Source organism: Leisingera sp. ABM4_101 (assembly GCF_056158725.1).
This window is the reverse complement of sequence record NZ_JBSWTV010000002.1, coordinates 524,966-543,437: the sequence shown is the minus strand read 5'-3', so window position 1 is coordinate 543,437 and position 18,472 is coordinate 524,966. Positions and strand designations below refer to the sequence as shown.

The window sequence follows — 18,472 nt, the reverse complement described above, 5'->3', positions numbered from 1 at the left end:
TAATTGAAATCATCGTCGGCCCGGCGGGCAGCGCCGTCAAGGGGGCCATGGGCTGGACCGTTCCCCCTAACCGCTTTACCACATGGGTTATCAGTCACTTGGAGGGACGGCGGATGGATTTCAACGGAAAAACAATTGCAATCACCGGAGCCAGCCGCGGAATTGGCGCGGATGCAGCCCGTGTATTTTCTGCCGCCGGGGCCAATCTGGCCTTGCTGGCAAGGAGCGCGGACGCAATGCAGGCCCTCGCGGAGGAGATCGGCGGAAACGTGCTGACCTTCGCCTGCGATGTGGCAGATTTTGCTTCCGTGGAGGCCGCATTGGGCACGGCGTATCAGGAATTTGGCAGCCTTGATGTCCTGATCAACAATGCAGGTGTGATCGAGCCCATATCCCGGCTGGAAAATGCGTCATCAGATGAGTGGGGCAAGCTGATCGACATCAACCTGAAAGGCGTTTTCAATGGCATCCGGGCCGCATTGCCGCTGATGAAGCCGGTGGGCGGTGGCACCATTATCACCGTAAGCTCCGGCGCCGCGCACCGGCCGCTTGAGGGGTGGAGCGCCTATTGTGCTTCTAAGGCCGGTGCGGCGATGCTGACTTCGGCGCTTGATCTGGAGGAACGCGCAAATGGCATCCGCGCTATGGGCCTGTCGCCAGGAACGGTTGCGACCCGGATGCAGCGTGAGATCAAGGCCAGCGGCATCAATCCGGTGAGTAAGCTGGACTGGGAAGATCACATTCCAGCAGAGTGGCCGGCCCGGACGCTGATGTGGATGTGTACGCCGGACGCAGACGGCTGCATCGGCCAGGAAGTTTCACTGCGCGAGGATAGCATCCGGAAACGGGTGGGCCTGCTATGATCGGGCTGGAGGTCGCGGAAAACGGTCAGTGGACCGTTACTATCAATCGGCCAGACAAGGCGAATTCACTGACTGAGGCGATGCTGACTGAACTGGCGGACATTGCCGAACGCGCGCAGGAGGCCCGCGGGCTGATCCTGACCGGCACCGGCAAAGTGTTCAGCGCCGGCGCTGATCTGGACGAGGCGCGGGCAGGCTTGGCGACCTCGCCGGTGTGGGAACGGCTGTCGGCGGCAATGGCTGCTGTGCCTTGCCTCAAGGTGGCCGCGCTGAACGGCACATTGGCGGGTGGCGCCAACGGTATGGTTTTAGCCTGTGACATTCGTATTGCGGTGCCGTCGGCCAAGTTCTTTTACCCGGTGATGAAGCTCGGCTATTTGCCGCAGCCTTCGGACGCAGGCCGTATGGCGGCGCTGATCGGGCCCGCCCGCACCAAGATGATTCTGGCGGCCGGGCAGAGGATCACCGCGCAGGAGGCATACGGCTATGGCCTCGTGGACCGGATCGTAGAGCCTGAGGCCTTGCTGGAAACGGCGGAGGACTTGCTGACCCATTCGCTGGAGGCTAAGCCGGAGATCGCTGCGGGCATCCTGAGGATGTGCCGGTGAAGCGGCTGTCAGGACTTCAGCTTCAGGTTGAAGATCCGGAGCGACTGGCTGGTTTCTATACGGATGTGTTCGGCATGGAGGCCCGGATTGATGGTGATGCCTGGCGCGCCGGTTATGCCGGCGGCGATGCAGACTTGATCCTGCTGCCCGGTGGAACCCGGGCGCCGCATACTCGCGATGAGCGCTATTGGAAAACCGGTATCTGCCTGCCCGATCTGGACCTTGCTTGCGAGCAGTTGCGTCAAAAGGGGGTGGCGGTTTCGGCACCGCACCAGTTCCGCGATATCGGCTATATGGCACATCTGCACGATCTTGAGGGATTTTCGATAGAGCTTTTGCAGCATGATTTTTTGGGCAACCGGCCCGGTGGTGCTGGCGATCCTGCACTGCCGCTAGGCGGCGGTGCGCATGTCGGGCAGATCACTTTGCGCACCGGGGACATCGCTGCCGAACTTGCCCTGCGTGCCGACATGAAGCTCTTGTCGGTGCAGGAGGTAGCGGAGTTCGGGTTTGATCTGCATTTCCTGGCCTTCACCGAAGAGACGCCGCCAGATCCGGACCTGCGGTCAGTGGCGAACCGTGAATGGCTTTGGCGGCGGCCGTATACAACGCTGGAGTTCCAGCACATCCCTGGGGCGCAGCTGCGCGACAGCCCGGCGTTTATGGGGCTTGAAATTAGTTAGCGTTTGCGGCGCTTGCCTGGGACACGGGAGCGAAACTCCGGCGGGCGTTTGCGGACCCAGGCGATGAATTTCGCCAGCCGCGGATGGGATTGCAGTGCCTGCAGGGAGTTGAAGTCGCGGGCCAGTTCCGCTTCTGTCAGCGTGGCATGGATTTCGCGGTGGCAGATGTCATGCAGCAGAACGGTTGGTCCGCCCTTGCCTCCTTTCAATTTTGGGATCAGATGGTGCAGGCTTTGCGGAACACCCTCTGGAATGGGGCGGCCGCACAGCGGGCAGACCGGATCAGACATGCACTGGCCTCAACTGGTTTCGTGCGGATACTAGATACGCCCTCACCACGGGCTGGCAAGGGGGTGGCATGACAGAGGCGTGGGACGCAGTGGTGGTTGGAGCCGGGCCAGCCGGGCTCATGGCTGCGGAAGAGCTGGGCCGGGCCGGGCACCGGGTGCTGGTGGCTGAGGCCAAACCGTCAGCTGCGCGCAAGTTTCTGATGGCGGGCAAGTCAGGCCTGAATCTGACCAAGGACGAACCGTTCGATCAACTGATCACCCGCTACGGTGACGCTGCTGACTGGCTGGCGCCGATAATTCGGGTCTTTGATGCCCAGGCTGTGAAGAGCTGGGCGAGGGGGCTTGGTAGCGAGTTATTCACCGGCTCAACCGGCCGCGTGTTCCCGAAGGTGATGAAAGCATCGCCGCTTTTGCGTGCCTGGCTGCGGCGTTTGGACGGGTACGGTGTGCATATCCGGACTCATTGGCGCTGGGCGGGTTGGGACGGCGCAACTCTTGAGTTTGAAACGCTGGGCGGACCGAAGCGTATTGAGGCAGCGGCCGTTGTCCTGGCGCTGGGTGGTTCGAGCTGGGCGCGGCTGGGATCGGATGGCGCGTGGAGGCCGTTGTTGCAGGAAAGAGCGGTGGACGTCTCGCCGTTCAAACCCGCTAATGCCGGCCTGATAGCAGAATGGTCCGAATATATGGTGCCGTACTTTGGCCAGCCCCTGAAAGGTATTGCGCTGCGGTCTGGCGATCTGGTGTCGCGCGGCGAGGCGGTGATTTCGGAACGAGGCTTGGAGGGCGGCGGCATCTATTCCATTTGCGCTGCGGTTCGGGACGGTGCGGCGCTGCACATGGATCTGTTGCCAGACCTCGAAGAGGCGGAGGCCGCCCGCCGCCTGTCTCGTCCGCGTGGCAAGGCAAGTTTTTCAAACCATCTGCGCAAGACCTTGAAGCTGGCTCCGGCAGCTGCAGCGCTTTTGCAGGAGTTCGGGCGTCCGCTGCCTCAGGATCCAACGGCCCTGGCACAGCTGATCAAGGCGCTGCCGGTGAAGCACGCTGGCCTGCGTCCGATGGATGAGGCGATTTCGACGGCCGGCGGAGTGTGCCGCGAAGCGCTGGACGGAGGCCTGATGCTTAAACAGATGCCGGGAACGTTCTGCAGCGGAGAGATGCTGGATTGGGAAGCTCCGACGGGCGGCTATCTGCTGACTGCCTGTCTGGCAACAGGGCGCTGGGCCGGGCGTGCGGCAGCGGATTACTTAGCGAGTTCGGCTACCCGCTGAAATGCTGGGCGTTCCCGCATCCGCTTGCCGTAGTCTTGCAGTTTTTCGCTTTCTACCGGGAACTTGGCGCTGCGTGCCCAATTCAGGCAATGGGTGCAGATGATGTCGGCAATGGTAAAGTTCTCTCCCATAAGGAAGGGGCCTGCTATCTTGGTTTCCAGCCGGGTCAAGTTGTGGGCGAATTCCCATTTCAGGCTGGCTTTCACCTCAGGCACCCGCTGATCCTCGGGCAGGATGAAGCTGTGGCGGGCTGCGGCCCAGAGAACGGCGTCGACCTCGTCTAGTAGCAGGTGAGTCATCGCGTCCTGCTTAGCGCGGGCCACGGTGCCGGCCGGGGCGGTCAGTGCACCATGCTTATCAGCCAGATAAGTGAGTATGGCGGTCGAATCGGTGATGACCTCACCCTCCACCTGCAGCACCGGTACCTTACCAGAGACATTCAGCGCCTGAACTTCCGGGCTGCGGGGGCCGTGCTGATTGAGTTCGTAAGGCGCGCCAAGCTCTTCAAGCGCCCAGAGCACCCGGAAAGTGCGGGTGAGCGGGATGCCGGTGACCGTATACATCGTCTCTCTCCTGTTGTGTGCAGCTAAGATGAACTGCTCAGAGGAGCGGATCAAGGCAAGGCGGCCGGGTTAGCGGGCGCGACTCAGCATGGCAAGACGGATCAGGGCGCGCTCCATCAGAGCCAGCGCAGGGGCGGTCTGCCCCGCTGAACGTAGGGCAAGATCGGTGTCTGTGATGATCGTGAGCGCGGTTTCCAGACGGTTTGCACCCCAGTTTTGCGCTTGCCGCAGCATCCGGTCGCGGCGCTTTCCGTAGAGCGGCGGGCGCAGCTGGCCGATGCCTTGGGCCGGGCCGCCGGGGGCCGCGGCGATGGTGTACAGCGTGCGGAAATGCCGGGTGGCCCCGATACAGAGGGTCACCGCATTGGTGCCCTGCGCCTGCAGTCGGCGGATCAGCGGGCCGATTTCGGGGCTGCGTCCCTCGGCCACCACGTTCAGCACGTCATCCAGCGCGGCCTCGGTCGATTGCGGGGCCACGGCGCCGATGTCGTCCAGCGACAGCGGGCTGGTGTCGCCGTGTTTGTAGAGCGCCAGCTTCTCGATCATGCGGGAGAAATCGCCGGGACCGATGTCGTTCGCAATGTCTGACAGCGCCGACATGCTGTCGCCAGGAACATCGCGGATACCGACCTCTCCCAGGATCCGTTCGATTTCGGCGCGCGAGGGAGGGTCGTCATAGATCCCAACCGCATAGGCGTTGTTGTGGCCTTCAAACGCTTTGCGCAGCTTGGAGGTGGCCTTGAGCTGCCCGGCCGTGACCACGATCTGCGCGTCGCCCGGCTGCCATTCCTCCAGCGCCGCAGTGATCGCAGGTGTCGCGGTGTCATTGGCGCCTTCGACAAAGACCGCACGGACGCCAGGGAAGAAACCCACGGCCTTCACTGCATCCAACAGCTGCGCAGGGTCCTTGCGCAGGTCGCCGCCGGGCAGGCGGCTGAGGCGCATTTCCTCCTCGGCCCCAGGGCCAAGCAGGGCCGCCAGCACCTGCTGCCGCTTGAGTGACACGCGCATTGCATCGGCGCCATAGATCAGGATGCCGGTCTTGCCCGGATCGGGCTTGGCGAAATAGCCATCCGCCTCGCGCGGCGAGAGTTTCATTCGACAAGTGCGGAGAGATCCGCAGTTGCTAGGATCTGCGCAGTGATCTGATCGGCCAGAATCACCATCAGTCGCTCATGCGCGTCGCGTTCGCCCGCCAGGGTCTCCACGGTGGAGCCGGTGGCGGAATAGCCGGTGAAGTTCTGCACCGTGCCACTGGAGGCGACCTTGCCATCGGCCAGGCGGGTCAGCGAATAGCCAGCCGTTCCGATCACCGAATAGCGAGTAATCTCATTGTCTGCGGTAATCGCCTGGCCTTCTTCCTGCGTGCGCAGCGTCAGGTCGAGCTTGTATGCTGCGCTGCCGCCGCGGCCCAGGCGCTGTTCCAGGTTCTGCACCAGGAAATAGGCATCCGTTCCGCTGGCTGTCTTGACCTCTTCCGGCGCCTGAACCACGATCTGGCCATGCAGCGCGGCGCCGGTGCCGCCGGGGGCATACACCGGGGTAAAGCCGCAGGCCGCTGCCGTCAGGGGCAGGGCCAGCAGCAGGGTTCTGCGGTCAAGCAACGACATTCACAATCCGGCCCGGCACCACGATCACCTTCTTCGGCGCGCCGCCATTCAGCGCCTTTTGCACAGCTTCGTGCGCCAGAGCGAGTTTTTCAACCTCTGCCTTGTCCAGATCCTTAGCAACTTCGATTTCGCCGCGGCGTTTACCGTTGATCTGGATCGGCAGGGTGACGGTGTTCTCGACCAGCATCGCCTCATCCGCGACCGGCCAGGGCGCGGTGGCCACCAGGCCTTCGCCACCCTGATGGTTCCAGATATCCTCCGCCAGATGCGGTGTCATCGGCGCCATCAGCTGGGCCAGGGTCATGATCGCCTGTTTCTGCACCTTGGCGCTGGCCTTGGATTTGGCGAGCGTGTTGGTGAAGGCGTAAAGCTTGGCAATTGCCGCATTGAAGCCAAAGGAATCGACACCCAGGGTCACGTCGCGGATGCATTTGTGCATCTCGCGCAGCAGATCCTCGTCGCCTTGGCCTGCCGCTTCCGGATCCATCTCGCCAATCCGGTCGCACAGGTTCCAGACCCGGTTCAGGTGCTTGTAGGCCGCTTCGGCCCCGGCTGCGGTCCATTCCACATCGCGCTCGGGCGGCGAATCGGACAGAACGAACCAGCGCGCGGTGTCGGCGCCGAAGGACGAAATGATGTGCAGCGGGTCGACTACGTTGTTCTTGGACTTGGACATCTTGGCCGACGGGATGATCTCCACCTCGGTGCCGTCCTTCAGGAAGCCCTTGCCGTCGCGCAGCTCCACTTCCTCGGGGTAGTGGTAGACCGGGCGGTGGTTGTCGCCGGTGGTCTTGTAGATCGCGTGGGTCACCATGCCTTGCGTGAACAGTGCGTCGAAGGGTTCTACCGATTTCTGGGGCAGGTGGCCGCAGATCTGCATCGCGCGGGCAAAGAAGCGCGAATAAAGCAGGTGCAGAATCGCATGCTCAATGCCGCCGATGTATTGGTCGACGTTCATCCAGTATTCGGCATCGGCCATATCGGTCGGAGTTCCGGCGCGCGGGGCGGTGAACCGGGCAAAGTACCAGGACGAATCGACAAAGGTATCCATGGTGTCGGTTTCGCGCTGCGCAGGCTTGCCGCAGGAGGGGCAGGCGCAGTTGCGCCAGCTTGGGTGGCGGTCGAGCGGGTTGCCTGGCACCGAGAAGTCGATGGCTTTGCCATCTTCATCATAGGGCAGGGCGATCGGCAGGTTCTCTTTCCTCTCCGGCACCACGCCGCAGTCTTCGCAGTGGACCACGGGAATCGGGCAGCCCCAGTAGCGCTGGCGGGAAAGCCCCCAGTCGCGCAGGCGGTATTTAGTGACGCCCTGGCCCCAGCCGGCCTTTTCCGCAAAATCGACGGTGGCATTGATTGCTTCCTCGCCGGTTGCCTCGGTCAGCCCGGCAAAGTGGTCAACCCACCGGACCTTTTCGGTCTTCGGCGGGACAAAGGCCTCGTTTGCGACCGGGGAATCATTGTCCAGCGCAAAGAAAGTATCTGTGACCGGCAGGTTATACTTGCGGCAGAAATCCAGGTCGCGCTGGTCATGGGCCGGGCAGGCGAAGATTGCGCCGGTGCCATAGTCCATCAGGATGAAGTTGGCAATCCAGACCGGCAGCTCCCAATCCGGGTTCAGCGGGTGCTTCACGCGGATGCTGGTGTCATAGCCCAGCTTTTCAGCGGTCTCGATGGCTTCCTCGGTGGTGCCGCCCTTGCGGCACTCAGCAACAAAGGCTGCAACTTCTTCCAATTCGGCTTCCAGAGCCTTGGCAATCGGGTGGTCTGGCGAGATGCCGACAAAGGACGCGCCCATCAGCGTGTCGGGGCGGGTGGTATAGACTTCAATCGGCTCGCCGCCATCGGTGCGCTCAAACGAGAACTGCAACCCGCGCGACTTGCCGATCCAGTTTTCCTGCATCAGGCGGACCTTGGCAGGCCAGTTCTCAAGCGTATCCAGCGCCGACAACAGCTCCTCGGACATATCCGAGATCTTGAAGAACCATTGCGTGAGCTCGCGACGCTCCACCAGCGCGCCGGAACGCCAGCCGCGGCCGTTCTCGACCTGCTCGTTGGCCAGAACGGTCATGTCGACCGGGTCCCAGTTCACTACCGCGTTCTTGCGGTAGACCAGGCCCTTTTCCAGGAAATCGAGGAACAGCGCCTGCTGCTGGCCGTAATACTCCGGATCGCAGGTGGCAAACATCCGGGACCAATCAAGCGACAGGCCCAGCGGTTTCATCTGCTCGACCATGGTGTCGATGTTCGAATAGGTCCAGTCCTTCGGATGCCCGCCCGAGGCCATCGCGGCGTTTTCGGCCGGCATGCCAAAGGCGTCAAACCCCATTGGGTGCAGCACGTTATGGCCGGTCGACAGCTTGTAGCGCGCGATCACGTCGCCCATGGTGTAGTTGCGCACATGGCCCATGTGCAGCTTACCTGACGGGTAGGGGAACATCTCCAGCACATAATACTTTGGCTTATCGCCGGTGCGCTTGGCCTGGAAAATCCCGGCCTTGTCCCAGGCTTCCTGCCATTTAGCTTCGATTTCCGTGGCGGAGTAACGCGACATCAGAGCGGTCCTTTGCATGAAAACGCCGGGCTTCGGGCCCGGCGCTTCTGATAATGGGGTTTGGCTGGCGATTCCAGAGGGCAGCGGGTCAGAGGTTCTTATCCGCAATCCTTAGCTGCCGGGCACGGGAGAGAATCGCATCTTCAACCGCGCGTGTGGTGCTGGCGCTGACCGGGCCACCTTTGGACTGCAGGGCAACATTCAAAGACCGCGCATCCAGTGCTGGATCTTTAATGTGCACGGTCGCCCGGTAGGACTTGCCTCCGCCGGGCGGCGTGCCGTAGCCTGTGATGATGACACCTGTGAACGGATCCACGGATTGCACCGGGAGGAAGCTCAGAACGTCCAAGCTGGCGGTCCAAAGGTAGCGGTTCACCTGCACATTTTGATCAGGCTTGCCACGGAACACGTCCCAGATAGAGGATTGCTTGCCTTGGGCCGCGGCCTCATCAACCGGTAGGCGGTCCTTGCCTAGTTGCGTGCCGTCCGGGACCCGGTCTCCGCTGCCGCCGCACGCGGCCAGAGTGAAGCATAATGCGCCGGCCAAATTTGCCTGCAAGGTTTTTGTTCTGATCATAACCGCTCCCGGAGCCAATATCTGGATCTGGGCGAACACCTAGCGCAAGCGGCGCAGGCGGAGCAAGTGCCTTGCTCCTTATATGGATGCCGTGAGGCGGCCAGGTAAGCCAGGCCGCTGTTCAAAGGTGGTTTCAGGCAACTCCTCCACTGTTTGTACTGTCCTGAGGGAGTTGTGATGAGGTGGACTGTGGCAAAGCTGCACCATCCCGGACTGCATCGTTTACCTCAACTTTCCCAAGACTTGCCAAAACGGGGGCGAAAGAGCGAAACCCCTTGGCATACCCACGCCGGATTCCCCGGTTTGGGCTTACAGATTAGAAAACCGAGGGAAAAACTATGAAAAAGGTTCTCTTCGCGACCACCGCGCTGATCGCCACCGCTGGCATGGCTGCGGCTGAAGTCCGCCTGTCCGGCTACGCACGTTTTGGCCTGGACTACAACGAAGCCAACAAAAACGTTGTTGGTACCTCCGACACCAACATCACCAGCCGTTTCCGTCTGACCATCGACGCGTCGACCGAAACCGACAGCGGCGTGACCGTTGGTGCCCGTCTGCGTGCACAGAGCCGTGACCGTGACGGTGGCGATGCCCGTCGTCAGGCAACCTTCAACAACCCTCAGTTCTACGTTGCTTACGGCGGTCTGCGTGTGAACGCTGGCCAGCTCTGGGGCGCAGTTGACAGCGTTCGCGGCCTGTACATCAACAGCCTGTCTGTTGGCACCGGCATCGACGGCATGGACTTCAACTCGGTCGCAATCAAAGGCGCAGGCTGGGACTCCTTCACCTCCGCGGCGATCGGCCCGGTTGGTGTTGAAGCCATCTACTCCGCAGGCGGCTTCACCGGCCACATCTCGCACTCGCAGCGTAACGGCGGCACTGTTGCTGGTACCGCAGGCGGCGAATCGCGCACTGCAGTCGCTCTGTCCTACTCCTTCAACGATTTCTTCGTTTCCGGTGCATACCAGTCGTCCTCCGACGGCCCGACCATCACCAAGAACGGCGCAACTGTTGAAGCAAACGACGACGTTGTGTTCGTTGCAGCTGGCGCAGACTTCGGTCAGTTCGGCGCAACCGTTTCTTATGGTCAGACCGAGCGCGCAGACAGCGTTACCCTGGCTGGTGAAGCAGAGATCGGCGCTTCTTCGAACCTGATCGCATGGGTTAACTCCGCAGACGTTGACGCTGGTGTGGCAGCAGCTGACCAGACCGTGACCGATGGCACCTCCTTCGGCATCAACTACGAGTATGACCTGGGCGGCGGCGTGACCTTTGTTGCCGGCTATGTGAACTCGGCAGCTGACGACGACGATCAGCAGGTTCAGGCAGGTCTGCACTTCAGCTTCTAAGCTGAAGCACGCCTAGCGTGATTTGGGGCGGGTTCTTTCGGGGGCCCGCCCTTTTCTTTTGCCTCTTAACATTTCCTGGCAAACAGTGTTCTTTGCGGCCAAACAGATATGAGGCCCATCCAATGCCGCTTGAAGATATCAAATCCAAGATTGCCAAGGCTGAAGCGAAAGCCGGACGTGCTGCAGGCAGTGTTCAGCTGATTGCGGTATCCAAGGTGCAGCCGAATGAGCGTGTGGAATCCGTTTTGCAACAGGGACACCGCTGCTTTGGCGAGAATAAGGTGCAAGAGGCCGCAGGCAAATGGCCTGGCTTCGCACAGAATTTTGACGGGATTGACCTCCATCTGATCGGCCCCCTGCAGACCAATAAGGCCCGCCAGGCGATGGAGCTGTTCGATAGCATCCATTCGTTAGACAGGCCCAAGCTTGCAAAAACGCTGGCCCGGCTGGCGCAGGAACTAGGCAAATGCTCTGAGCTGTTTGTTCAGGTCAACACCGGTGAAGAAGAGCAGAAAGCGGGTGTCCTGCCTGCCGACGCAGATGCTTTCATTGCGGAGTGCCGTCAGCTGGGCCTGCCCGTCAAAGGGCTGATGTGCATTCCGCCTGTCGACGAGGAGCCGAGCCTGCATTTTGCCCTACTAGCCAAGATTGCTGAACGAAACGGGCTGCAAGGCTTATCCATGGGCATGAGCGGAGATTTCGAGAAAGCAATTGCCCTCGGTGCCACTCATGTGCGTGTCGGTTCTGCTATTTTCGGTGACCGCACGTATTGAGGCGCAAAACTCTTTGAAGAGTTTTGCCAAGACTTTTTAAAAAGTCTTGGTCCCGTCAGGCGCTGGCCAAGGGCGGCACAAGGACCCGGGTGCCGGGCTGCACCCAGGCAGCAAGCCAATGCAGATCGGCGCGGGAGAAGGCAATGCAGCCCTCAGTCGGGTAACCGGGCCGGCGCCATTGGTGGATGAAAATGGCTGAGCCCCTGCCAGGAACGGCATTTGGCCAGTTCCAATCAGTGAACAGAATGAGATCATACATCGGGTCTGCCCGGCGCAGGTGCTCATGGCTGAAGCCGTATGGTGCCCGTACATGCCGGTTGTAGTCCGTATCACTTTGATCATCGGACCAAAGATCCCTTGGGCCAATCGATTTGGCCCAAGCTGCGGGGCGCGCGAGCCTGTCAGGACGGTAGAACATGCCTGCTATGCGATGCAGGCCAACAGGAGTGGCGCCATCCCCTTCCCGCTTGCCGGCAGACAGCCCGCCTTTGCCGATCGTGCAGGGCAACAGCCGCCCCATGAAGCGCACGCCGCGCGGTGTCAGAACCAGATCCGCAGGCGATATCACAGCATATGGCCGGATTTACGGGCCTTTGTGGCCAGATAGTGCTGATTGTGAGCGTTCTCACCTACTTTCAGCGCCACACGCTCTGCCACCTTTACTCCGGTCTTTTTCATCATTGCGATCTTGTTGGGATTGTTGGTCAGCAGCCGGACCTGGGAAAAACCCAGCTTCTGAAGAATAGCGGCGCCTAGGCGGAAGTCACGCTCATCATCCTCAAATCCAAGCCGGTGATTGGCCTCCACCGTATCAAATCCCTGATCCTGCAGGGAATAGGCCCGCATTTTGTTGGCAAGGCCGATGCCCCGGCCCTCCTGGTTCAGATAGAGCAAAACGCCCGCACCTTCTTCACCCATCTGTGCTAAGGCACCGCGCAGCTGCGGCCCGCAATCGCATTTGAGGGAGCCGAGAACATCACCGGTGAAACAGGCGGAATGCAGCCTGGCCAGTACAGGTTTTGACCGGTCCGGACGGCCGATTTCCACCGCGTAGTGCTCTTCGGCGCCATCTTCCGGGCGATAGATATGCAACCGGCCTGCTTCGGCTGCGTCCATTGGCAGCCGGGCCGCAGCAACCGGATGAAGGGGCGAGCTTTCGCTGAGCAAGGGCCCTGCAGCAAGGCGCGACAGGGCAGTAAGCCCGTGAGCGGCGGCAAATCCGGATGCATCACTGATGGGAACAAGCGCGGCCGCAGGCAGCAAACGAGCAGACTTCACCAGAGCAATCGCCAGCCTATGCAGCTCGGCAGAACCGCCGCGAAGGCTGGAAACCGGGCCTTTCATCGGTGTGTTCAGATCGTCTGCCGGATCTGCCAAAGACTGAATCCACTTCAGATCTTCCGCGGCCGGAACCTCGATACGGGCAATGTCCTGGTCATATACACGTGCTTTCAGCGTTTCCGCCCGCCTGGCGGTCAGCGCCAGCGACAAGCTGCCCAACGCGCGCAAATCTGCAAGGCGCTGGCTGTTCAAGGCTTCCACACTGATCGCCAGAGCAGCCTCCTGCCCATCGGTCAGCACCACCGGAAGGCCCATACGCAGATCAACCCGGGCGCGGGCCAGCAGTTCGATCATAGTGGGCATCAGGCTCATGCGGGGAATCCGGTGTTATTTTGTAACAAAGGCTCGCTGTCTTTACGCCTAAATGCAACGGATGTGAAACATTTTCCATGCCATGGACACGTCGGCGTGAGAGTTTTGCAGCAAATCTTGCCGGCGGCGTGAAGGATACGCATGTGTGGTCAGGAGAACAGGAGGGCGAGCCGATGGCGCAACTGAAGAAAATTTTGCTGGTTGATGACGATGAGGACCTGCGTGAGGCCTTGAGCGAGCAGCTGGTGATGACCGAGGACTTCGATGTCTTCGAGGCCGAAAACGGCCAAAGTGCAATGGAGCGCGCCAAGGAAGCTCTTTATGACTTGATCATTCTTGATGTCGGCCTGCCGGACACCGATGGCCGCGAGCTGTGCCGCCTGATGCGCAAGCAGGGGGTGAAGGCGCCGATCCTGATGCTGACAGGCCACGACAGCGACGCTGACACCATCCTGGGGCTGGATGCAGGCGCCAACGACTATGTCTCCAAACCGTTCAAGTTCCCGGTGCTGCTGGCCCGTATCCGTGCCCAGCTGCGCCAGCATGAGCAATCGGAGGATGCGGTCTTTGCCCTGGGACCGTATACATTCAAACCGTCGATGAAGCTCCTGATCACCGAAGACGACCGCAAGATCCGGCTGACCGAGAAGGAGACCAACATCCTCAAGTTCCTCTACCGCTCCAGCGACGGGGTTGTGCCGCGCGATGTGCTGCTGCACGAGGTTTGGGGCTACAACGCGGGTGTCACCACCCACACGCTGGAAACACATATCTACAGGCTGCGGCAGAAGATTGAGCCCGATCCGTCGAATGCGCGCCTGCTGGTGACGGAATCAGGCGGATACCGCCTGGTGGCCTGAGCTATAGGCCTGTTGACGCAGATCAAAGAGGCAACTGCACCGCATCTTTAGACTGCACATGATCCCGCGCATATCCGGGTTACGGTATGCACCTCCCTGTTGGACTTGGCCGGGCTGCGTGCCCGGCCTCTTTTTTGCCAGGGGCACATGGAAAGTTCCGACCCGGGCGCATAATCGCCTCTGGCCCTTCCTTGCCCGGACAGGCAGTATCGCGCCGGAACCCGGAACACATGATGAGGCGCGCGATGCCATTTACCCTTGCCACCTGGAACATCAACTCGGTCCGCCTGCGCGAGCCGATCGTGCAGAAACTGCTGCAGGAAGAAGGCCCGGATGTGCTGTGCCTGCAGGAATGCAAGAGCCCGGTGGAGAAGATCCCGATGGAGGGGTTCGCGGCACTTGGCTACAGCCACATGATTGCCCGCGGGCAGAAGGGGTATAACGGGGTTGCCATCCTGTCGCGGCTGCCGATCGAGGATATCGGCGACAAGGATTTTGCTGGTCTCGGCCATGCCCGCCATGTGGCCGGGCGGTTGGAGAACGGTGTGGTGATCCACAATTTTTATGTGCCCGCAGGTGGCGATGTGCCGAACCGGGAGCAGAACGAGAAGTTCGGCCAGAAGCTCGACTACCTGACGGACATGCGCGACTGGTTCAAGGCAGAGAAGCCGGAGAAGTCGATCCTGGTGGGCGACCTCAACATTGCCCCGCGCGAGGACGATGTCTGGGACCACAAGAAGCTGCTCAAGGTTGTGAGCCACACACCTATCGAGGTCGAGCATTTTGCTGACGTGATGGAAGCGGGCGGCTGGTCCGACGTGACCCGGAACGACCTCCCCGACGGCCGCCTTTACAGCTGGTGGAGCTACCGGGCCAAGGATTGGGACGCTGCCGACAAAGGGCGCCGTCTGGACCATGTCTGGGCCACGCCGGACATCCGGAATGCGGCCCACTCCAGCCGGATTTTGCGCGATGCCCGCGGCTGGGAAAAGCCCAGCGACCATGCGCCAGTCTTTGCAACATTTGATCTGTGACGGCAGGTGGGGGGCTCCCGCCTGATCCTGGGTCTCCATAGGCGACCCGTCTCAGTTGGTCATGGTACTGCGCTGGCGCGCAGTGCGGGCACACCGCAAGGGTCCTGGCGCAGCCGGGACCCGCTGCCGGTGGCGAGAGCGCTTCGGCTAACGCAGCCAGCTTTTGTATTCCGGGTGCTGGTCCCGCATGTCCTGATAGAGCCCCACCATCCGGTCCACGAACCAGAGCTTGCCGCCTATCATCAGCACCAGCCCGCAAAGGGTCAGCCCCGGGTCAAACCGCCAAAGCCCCAGCAACCAGGGCAGGGCAGCCAGGCCTGAAATCCAGGCCAGCCCCTTTGCCCAGCGGATGTGATGCGCCGGAACCGGCACTTGCCGGCGGTTCAGGAAAACCCGCTCCCCGAATGTTCCGCGGGATGCCCAGCTATCCGTGCCCGCAGGCGGGCCAAAGGCGCGCGGGTTCCAGCACGTCCATGCTAGAACAAGTGCTACGGGCAGCAAAGCCCCCCAGCCAAACCAAACTCGCGACCAGATGGCCAGCGTCATCAGCGGCAGGATCGTCATGCGGCTGAAGACGCTCCAGGGGTTTGCGTGCCGCGCCCAGGCGGCCTCATCCATGCGCATCAGTCTTTCGGAGGCGGCAAAGAGATCGAACCGGCGGCAGGCCATTGGCAAACTCCTCTCTTGGTTTCCGGCGCGCAGGATTCCATATAGGGGGCAAGTTCCTAGCGGAGAACAATCTGATGAGCGAAATTCTTGGCAGTGCCGCACCGGCGGGCGACCTGATCAAAGACGTGACTGAAGCCACCTTTATGCAGGATGTCGTGGACGCATCCATGCAGGCCCCAGTGATCGTGGACTTCTGGGCACCCTGGTGCGGGCCCTGCAAAACACTGGGCCCGATGCTGGAGGCTGCTGTAACCAAAGCCAAGGGTGCGGCCACGATGGTCAAGGTCAATGTGGATGAGAACCAGCGCCTGGCACAGGCCTTGGCACAGCAAGGCCTGCCTCTGCAGTCGATCCCGACCGTTGTGGCCTTCGTTCAGGGGCGCCCGGTCGATATGTTTCAGGGCGCTCTGCCTGCCTCGGAAATTGATGCCTTCGTGAAGAAGGTGATCGAAGCGGCGGGTGGCTCTGCCGACGGAGGCTTTGGCGAAGCGCTTGAAGCGGCAGAACAGATGCTGGCCGAAGGTGCGGTGGCAGACGCGGTCCAGACCTTTGCCGCGATTCTGGGCGAGGACGGCAGCAACGCCGCAGCCTTTGGCGGGCTGGCCCGGGCGCATATCGCGCTGGGTGACTTGGATCAGGCCGAGGCGGTTCTTAACGGCGCGCCTGCAGAAATTGCAGGTGCTGCAGAGATTGAAGCGGTTTTTGCTCAAATCGAACTCGCCCGGCAGGCCGAGAATGCTGGTCCGGTAACCGAACTGCGGGCCGCTGTCGAAGCAAACCCGAATGACCTGCAGGCACGTTTCGATCTGGCGCAGGCGCTTCACGCGGCGGGGGATGCCGAGGCCGCCGTGACGGAATTGCTCGAGCTTTTCCGGCGTGATCGGGAGTGGAATGATGGTGCGGCGAAGGCCCAGCTGTTCACTATTTTCGACGCGCTCAAACCGAATGATCCGGTGGTTCTGAACGGGCGGCGCAAACTCAGCTCAATGATATTTGCCTAAGGCCGGGCCAGCACTACAGTCTGACCCATGATCCAGCCAGCTGATCTGCCGGACACGGTTGCCGTGTTTCCTTTGCCCGGGGCGCTTCTGCTGCCCCGGTCCCGGCTGCCCCTGCATATTTTTGAACCGCGATACCTACAGATGCTCGAAGACACGCTGAAAACGCGTCAGCGTTTGATTGGCATGGTGCAGCCCTGCCATGGCGGGCAGAGCGACGGTGAAAAGCTGCACAGCATAGGGTGCGCCGGGCGTGTGACCCAGTTTTCCGAGACAGAAGACGGGCGTTATCTGGTCACCCTTTCCGGTGTCTCCCGGTTCAGGATTATTCAGGAGGCTGACGGCTTTACTCCCTATCGGCGCTGCGATGTCAACTGGACTGGCTTTGAACGGGATCTTGGCCGGACAGAAGCGGACAAGAGCCTCGACCGTCCCGCGTTTCTGGATCTTCTGGAACGCTTCTTTTCTGCCCGCAGCCTGTCGACGGATTGGGAGGCGCTGAAAGAGGCGGACGATGAGCTGCTGATCAATTCATTGGCGATGCTTCTGGAATTCGATCCCGAGGACAAACAGGCCTTGCTCGAGGCGCCCTGCCTTGCCACAAGGCGGGAAACGCTTGTCACTTTGATCGAGTTTGCCCTGCGCGGCGGCTCCCAGGAGGAAACTCTGCAATGACCGAAACTCAGGCACCTGCCTTTGACCGCCGTATGCTGGAAGCGCTGGTCTGCCCGCTGACCCAGACGGTGCTGGAGTACGATGCCCAGGCGCAGGAACTGGTTTCGCGTGCGGCCAATTTAGCCTTTCCGATCCGCAACGGGATTCCGGTGATGCTGGTGGATGAGGCGCGCGCGTTGGATTAACCCGGCTGGCGCCGCAAATTTCCCCTAGATCGCCTGCCCTTTCAGCAGCCGCGGCAAATCGCCGGTAAGGCCGGCCGCCTCGCGCACGAAACCGCGGCGCAGGCCGGGGATGGCACCTGCGAGCCCCATGCCGATGTCCCGGCCCAGGCGCAGCAGCGGGTTGTCGTTGGAAAACAGCCGGTTGAACACGTCAGTCGCCGCTGCCAGTGAGGCAGTGTCGAAACGGCGCCATTGCTGATAGCGCTCCATCACCAGAGAGGAGCCGATGTCTTCGCCCCGCCGGGTGGCCTCGGTGATTACTTCTGCCAGTGCGCCAACATCGCGCAGGCCGGCGTTCAAGCCCTGGCCCGCAATCGGGTGCATCCCGTGCGCGGCATCGCCGATCAGCGCCATTCGCTCTCCGATGAAGCTGTTGGCGATGGTCAGGTTTAACGGGTAAGTGAAACGTTTCCCGGCCAGGGAAATCTGCCCTAGGAAATCACCGAACCGAGGCCGCAGCGCCTGAATGTAATCCGCGTCATCCAAGGTGTGGATCGCCCTAGCGGTCTCGGTCCGCTCGCTCCACACAATCGACGACCGGTTGCCCGGCAGCGGCAGGATCGCCAGCGGCCCGGGCGGCATGAAGAACTGATGGGCAATGCCGTGGTGCGGTCTTTCATGGTCGATGGCGCAGACCAGCGCGGTCTGGCCATAGTCCCAGCCGGAGCGCTTGATCCCCGCCCGTTGCGCGGTGCCGCTGCGGCGCCCGTCGGAGCCGACCAGAACCTGGCCGCGCAGCTCTCCGCCGTCATCCAGGGTGACTGTCACGCCGGTCTGATCCGGCGCCTGTGCGACCACGGTGCGTCCGGACACCAGAGTAATACCGGGCGCGTCCTCCATCGCCTGCAGGAAGGCGCGGCGCAGGAAACGATCCTCAACCATGTAACCCATCGGTCCTTCTTCCAGCTCAGCATGGTCGAAGTGGATGAAAAACGGCGATGACCCATGGCCCGCGTGGCCGTCGGTCACCTTGATCTCCAGCATGGGTTGCGCGCTGTCTCCAACGTGCTGCCACACACCTATCTGCCGCAGTAGCCGCTGCGAGGCCAGCGCCAGGGCGTAGCCGCGGCCGTCAAAGGCTTCATCAGCCAGCTTGTCCGGGGTCAGAGAGTCGACCACGGTTACGCTGTGGCCGGTTTGAGCCAGGGCCAGGGCCAGGGCCGGACCATTCAGCCCGCCGCCTACGATCAGGATATCGGACGCATTTTTCATGCCCCGCAATAT

The 18,472-nt window shown here is 61.5% G+C and carries 21 protein-coding genes; 11 read left to right on the top strand and 10 right to left on the bottom strand.

The features are described from left to right. The first annotated feature begins 113 nt into the window (after positions 1–113). The 3 genes from ACXAEK_RS03670 to ACXAEK_RS03660 are packed head-to-tail and all read left to right on the top strand — an operon-like array spanning position 114 to position 2,154. Positions 114–863, top strand: coding sequence for an SDR family oxidoreductase (locus tag ACXAEK_RS03670; RefSeq protein ID WP_475039983.1), 750 nt, complete (start codon positions 114–116; stop codon positions 861–863). Further along, a complete protein-coding gene (locus ACXAEK_RS03665; RefSeq protein ID WP_475039982.1) occupies positions 860–1,471 on the top strand; it encodes an enoyl-CoA hydratase/isomerase family protein in 612 nt (203 codons plus the stop codon). The genes ACXAEK_RS03670 and ACXAEK_RS03665 overlap by 4 nt, the downstream gene beginning before the upstream one ends. Next, positions 1,468–2,154, top strand: a complete 687-nt coding sequence (locus tag ACXAEK_RS03660) for a VOC family protein (RefSeq protein ID WP_475039981.1) — start codon at positions 1,468–1,470, stop codon at positions 2,152–2,154. The genes ACXAEK_RS03665 and ACXAEK_RS03660 overlap by 4 nt, the downstream gene beginning before the upstream one ends. Here ACXAEK_RS03660 and ACXAEK_RS03655 read toward each other — a convergent pair. Next, positions 2,151–2,444 carry an HNH endonuclease family protein gene (locus tag ACXAEK_RS03655; protein ID WP_475039980.1) on the bottom strand — a complete coding sequence of 98 codons (294 nt, stop codon included), beginning with the start codon at positions 2,442–2,444 and terminating at the stop codon, positions 2,151–2,153. The two genes, ACXAEK_RS03660 and ACXAEK_RS03655, sit on opposite strands and share 4 nt — an antisense overlap. 68 nt (positions 2,445–2,512) lie before the next feature. On the opposite strand from ACXAEK_RS03655, the gene ACXAEK_RS03650 reads away from it, so the two are divergent. Beyond that, positions 2,513–3,712, top strand: coding sequence for a TIGR03862 family flavoprotein (locus tag ACXAEK_RS03650; protein WP_475039979.1), 1,200 nt, complete (start codon positions 2,513–2,515; stop codon positions 3,710–3,712). Here ACXAEK_RS03650 and ACXAEK_RS03645 read toward each other — a convergent pair. The 5 genes from ACXAEK_RS03645 to ACXAEK_RS03625 form a co-directional block, all read right to left on the bottom strand. Next, entirely contained in the window at positions 3,685–4,275 is a 591-nt protein-coding gene (locus tag ACXAEK_RS03645) for a glutathione S-transferase family protein (RefSeq protein WP_475039978.1), read from the bottom strand. The genes ACXAEK_RS03650 and ACXAEK_RS03645 overlap by 28 nt on opposite strands. 69 nt (positions 4,276–4,344) lie before the next feature. After that, positions 4,345–5,373 carry a DNA polymerase III subunit delta gene (gene holA, locus ACXAEK_RS03640; RefSeq protein ID WP_475039977.1) on the bottom strand — a complete coding sequence of 343 codons (1,029 nt, stop codon included), beginning with the start codon at positions 5,371–5,373 and terminating at the stop codon, positions 4,345–4,347. Further along, positions 5,370–5,885, bottom strand: coding sequence for an LPS assembly lipoprotein LptE (gene lptE, locus ACXAEK_RS03635; RefSeq protein WP_475039976.1), 516 nt, complete (start codon positions 5,883–5,885; stop codon positions 5,370–5,372). Before lptE ends, holA begins: the two co-directional genes overlap by 4 nt. After that, the gene (leuS, locus tag ACXAEK_RS03630) at positions 5,872–8,436 is read right to left on the bottom strand and encodes a leucine--tRNA ligase (RefSeq protein ID WP_475039975.1); all 2,565 of its coding nucleotides are present in this window, start codon (positions 8,434–8,436) and stop codon (positions 5,872–5,874) included. The genes lptE and leuS overlap by 14 nt, the downstream gene beginning before the upstream one ends. Positions 8,437–8,524: 88 nt before the next feature. After that, positions 8,525–9,013, bottom strand: a complete 489-nt coding sequence (locus ACXAEK_RS03625) for a DUF3576 domain-containing protein (protein ID WP_475039974.1) — start codon at positions 9,011–9,013, stop codon at positions 8,525–8,527. A gap of 338 nt (positions 9,014–9,351) precedes the next feature. Here ACXAEK_RS03625 and ACXAEK_RS03620 point away from each other — a divergent pair, with 338 nt between their 5' ends. Further along, on the top strand, positions 9,352–10,362 hold the full coding sequence (locus ACXAEK_RS03620; protein WP_475039973.1) for a porin: 1,011 nt from the start codon (positions 9,352–9,354) through the stop codon (positions 10,360–10,362). Between the two features lie 122 nt (positions 10,363–10,484). After that, entirely contained in the window at positions 10,485–11,135 is a 651-nt protein-coding gene (locus ACXAEK_RS03615; protein ID WP_475039972.1) for a YggS family pyridoxal phosphate-dependent enzyme, read from the top strand. Between the two features lie 55 nt (positions 11,136–11,190). On the opposite strand, the gene ACXAEK_RS03610 is transcribed toward ACXAEK_RS03615, so the two are convergent. After that, positions 11,191–11,700, bottom strand: a complete 510-nt coding sequence (locus ACXAEK_RS03610; RefSeq protein WP_475045176.1) for a L,D-transpeptidase family protein — start codon at positions 11,698–11,700, stop codon at positions 11,191–11,193. Further along, on the bottom strand, positions 11,700–12,788 hold the full coding sequence (gene ribA, locus ACXAEK_RS03605; RefSeq protein WP_475039971.1) for a GTP cyclohydrolase II: 1,089 nt from the start codon (positions 12,786–12,788) through the stop codon (positions 11,700–11,702). Before ribA ends, ACXAEK_RS03610 begins: the two co-directional genes overlap by 1 nt. A 173-nt stretch (positions 12,789–12,961) precedes the next feature. On the opposite strand from ribA, the gene ACXAEK_RS03600 reads away from it, so the two are divergent. Both ACXAEK_RS03600 and ACXAEK_RS03595 read left to right on the top strand, forming a co-directional pair. Further along, positions 12,962–13,648, top strand: coding sequence for a response regulator transcription factor (locus ACXAEK_RS03600; RefSeq protein ID WP_039164198.1), 687 nt, complete (start codon positions 12,962–12,964; stop codon positions 13,646–13,648). Between the two features lie 245 nt (positions 13,649–13,893). Beyond that, positions 13,894–14,682, top strand: coding sequence for an exodeoxyribonuclease III (locus ACXAEK_RS03595; protein ID WP_475039970.1), 789 nt, complete (start codon positions 13,894–13,896; stop codon positions 14,680–14,682). Positions 14,683–14,829: 147 nt separating this feature from the next. Here ACXAEK_RS03595 and ACXAEK_RS03590 read toward each other — a convergent pair whose 3' ends face one another. After that, the gene (locus tag ACXAEK_RS03590) at positions 14,830–15,351 is read right to left on the bottom strand and encodes a DUF6653 family protein (RefSeq protein WP_475039969.1); all 522 of its coding nucleotides are present in this window, start codon (positions 15,349–15,351) and stop codon (positions 14,830–14,832) included. 74 nt (positions 15,352–15,425) lie between these two features. Between ACXAEK_RS03590 and ACXAEK_RS03585 the strand changes: the two genes are divergently transcribed. From ACXAEK_RS03585 to ACXAEK_RS03575, 3 genes are read left to right on the top strand one after another with little or no spacing between them, the layout of a single operon-like run. Beyond that, the gene (locus ACXAEK_RS03585; RefSeq protein ID WP_475039968.1) at positions 15,426–16,352 is read left to right on the top strand and encodes a tetratricopeptide repeat protein; all 927 of its coding nucleotides are present in this window, start codon (positions 15,426–15,428) and stop codon (positions 16,350–16,352) included. A 27-nt stretch (positions 16,353–16,379) separates the two neighbouring features. After that, complete coding sequence (locus tag ACXAEK_RS03580) at positions 16,380–17,024, top strand: LON peptidase substrate-binding domain-containing protein (RefSeq protein WP_475039967.1); 645 nt, start codon at positions 16,380–16,382, stop codon at positions 17,022–17,024. Continuing rightward, entirely contained in the window at positions 17,021–17,209 is a 189-nt protein-coding gene (locus ACXAEK_RS03575; RefSeq protein ID WP_475039966.1) for a Trm112 family protein, read from the top strand. The genes ACXAEK_RS03580 and ACXAEK_RS03575 overlap by 4 nt, the downstream gene beginning before the upstream one ends. Positions 17,210–17,233: 24 nt before the next feature. Here ACXAEK_RS03575 and ACXAEK_RS03570 read toward each other — a convergent pair whose 3' ends face one another. Continuing rightward, positions 17,234–18,460, bottom strand: a complete 1,227-nt coding sequence (locus ACXAEK_RS03570; RefSeq protein WP_475039965.1) for an FAD-dependent monooxygenase — start codon at positions 18,458–18,460, stop codon at positions 17,234–17,236. Positions 18,461–18,472: the final 12 nt, after the last annotated feature.

What these genes read in the sequence shown, in the direction of transcription:
- ACXAEK_RS03665 (WP_475039982.1), top strand. Translation starts at nt 860, where the DNA reads ATGATCGGGCTGGAGGTCGCGGAAAACGGTCAGTGGACCGTTACTATC.
- ACXAEK_RS03590 (WP_475039969.1), bottom strand. Translation starts at nt 15,351, where the DNA reads ATGGCCTGCCGCCGGTTCGATCTCTTTGCCGCCTCCGAAAGACTGATG.
- ACXAEK_RS03670 (WP_475039983.1), top strand. Translation starts at nt 114, where the DNA reads ATGGATTTCAACGGAAAAACAATTGCAATCACCGGAGCCAGCCGCGGA.
- ACXAEK_RS03575 (WP_475039966.1), top strand. Translation starts at nt 17,021, where the DNA reads ATGACCGAAACTCAGGCACCTGCCTTTGACCGCCGTATGCTGGAAGCG.
- ribA (WP_475039971.1), bottom strand. Translation starts at nt 12,788, where the DNA reads ATGAGCCTGATGCCCACTATGATCGAACTGCTGGCCCGCGCCCGGGTT.
- ACXAEK_RS03620 (WP_475039973.1), top strand. Translation starts at nt 9,352, where the DNA reads ATGAAAAAGGTTCTCTTCGCGACCACCGCGCTGATCGCCACCGCTGGC.
- ACXAEK_RS03600 (WP_039164198.1), top strand. Translation starts at nt 12,962, where the DNA reads ATGGCGCAACTGAAGAAAATTTTGCTGGTTGATGACGATGAGGACCTG.
- ACXAEK_RS03580 (WP_475039967.1), top strand. Translation starts at nt 16,380, where the DNA reads ATGATCCAGCCAGCTGATCTGCCGGACACGGTTGCCGTGTTTCCTTTG.
- ACXAEK_RS03645 (WP_475039978.1), bottom strand. Translation starts at nt 4,275, where the DNA reads ATGTATACGGTCACCGGCATCCCGCTCACCCGCACTTTCCGGGTGCTC.
- ACXAEK_RS03650 (WP_475039979.1), top strand. Translation starts at nt 2,513, where the DNA reads ATGACAGAGGCGTGGGACGCAGTGGTGGTTGGAGCCGGGCCAGCCGGG.
- ACXAEK_RS03585 (WP_475039968.1), top strand. Translation starts at nt 15,426, where the DNA reads ATGAGCGAAATTCTTGGCAGTGCCGCACCGGCGGGCGACCTGATCAAA.
- ACXAEK_RS03595 (WP_475039970.1), top strand. Translation starts at nt 13,894, where the DNA reads ATGCCATTTACCCTTGCCACCTGGAACATCAACTCGGTCCGCCTGCGC.
- ACXAEK_RS03570 (WP_475039965.1), bottom strand. Translation starts at nt 18,460, where the DNA reads ATGAAAAATGCGTCCGATATCCTGATCGTAGGCGGCGGGCTGAATGGT.
- leuS (WP_475039975.1), bottom strand. Translation starts at nt 8,436, where the DNA reads ATGTCGCGTTACTCCGCCACGGAAATCGAAGCTAAATGGCAGGAAGCC.
- ACXAEK_RS03615 (WP_475039972.1), top strand. Translation starts at nt 10,485, where the DNA reads ATGCCGCTTGAAGATATCAAATCCAAGATTGCCAAGGCTGAAGCGAAA.
- holA (WP_475039977.1), bottom strand. Translation starts at nt 5,373, where the DNA reads ATGAAACTCTCGCCGCGCGAGGCGGATGGCTATTTCGCCAAGCCCGAT.
- lptE (WP_475039976.1), bottom strand. Translation starts at nt 5,885, where the DNA reads ATGTCGTTGCTTGACCGCAGAACCCTGCTGCTGGCCCTGCCCCTGACG.
- ACXAEK_RS03625 (WP_475039974.1), bottom strand. Translation starts at nt 9,013, where the DNA reads ATGATCAGAACAAAAACCTTGCAGGCAAATTTGGCCGGCGCATTATGC.
- ACXAEK_RS03655 (WP_475039980.1), bottom strand. Translation starts at nt 2,444, where the DNA reads ATGTCTGATCCGGTCTGCCCGCTGTGCGGCCGCCCCATTCCAGAGGGT.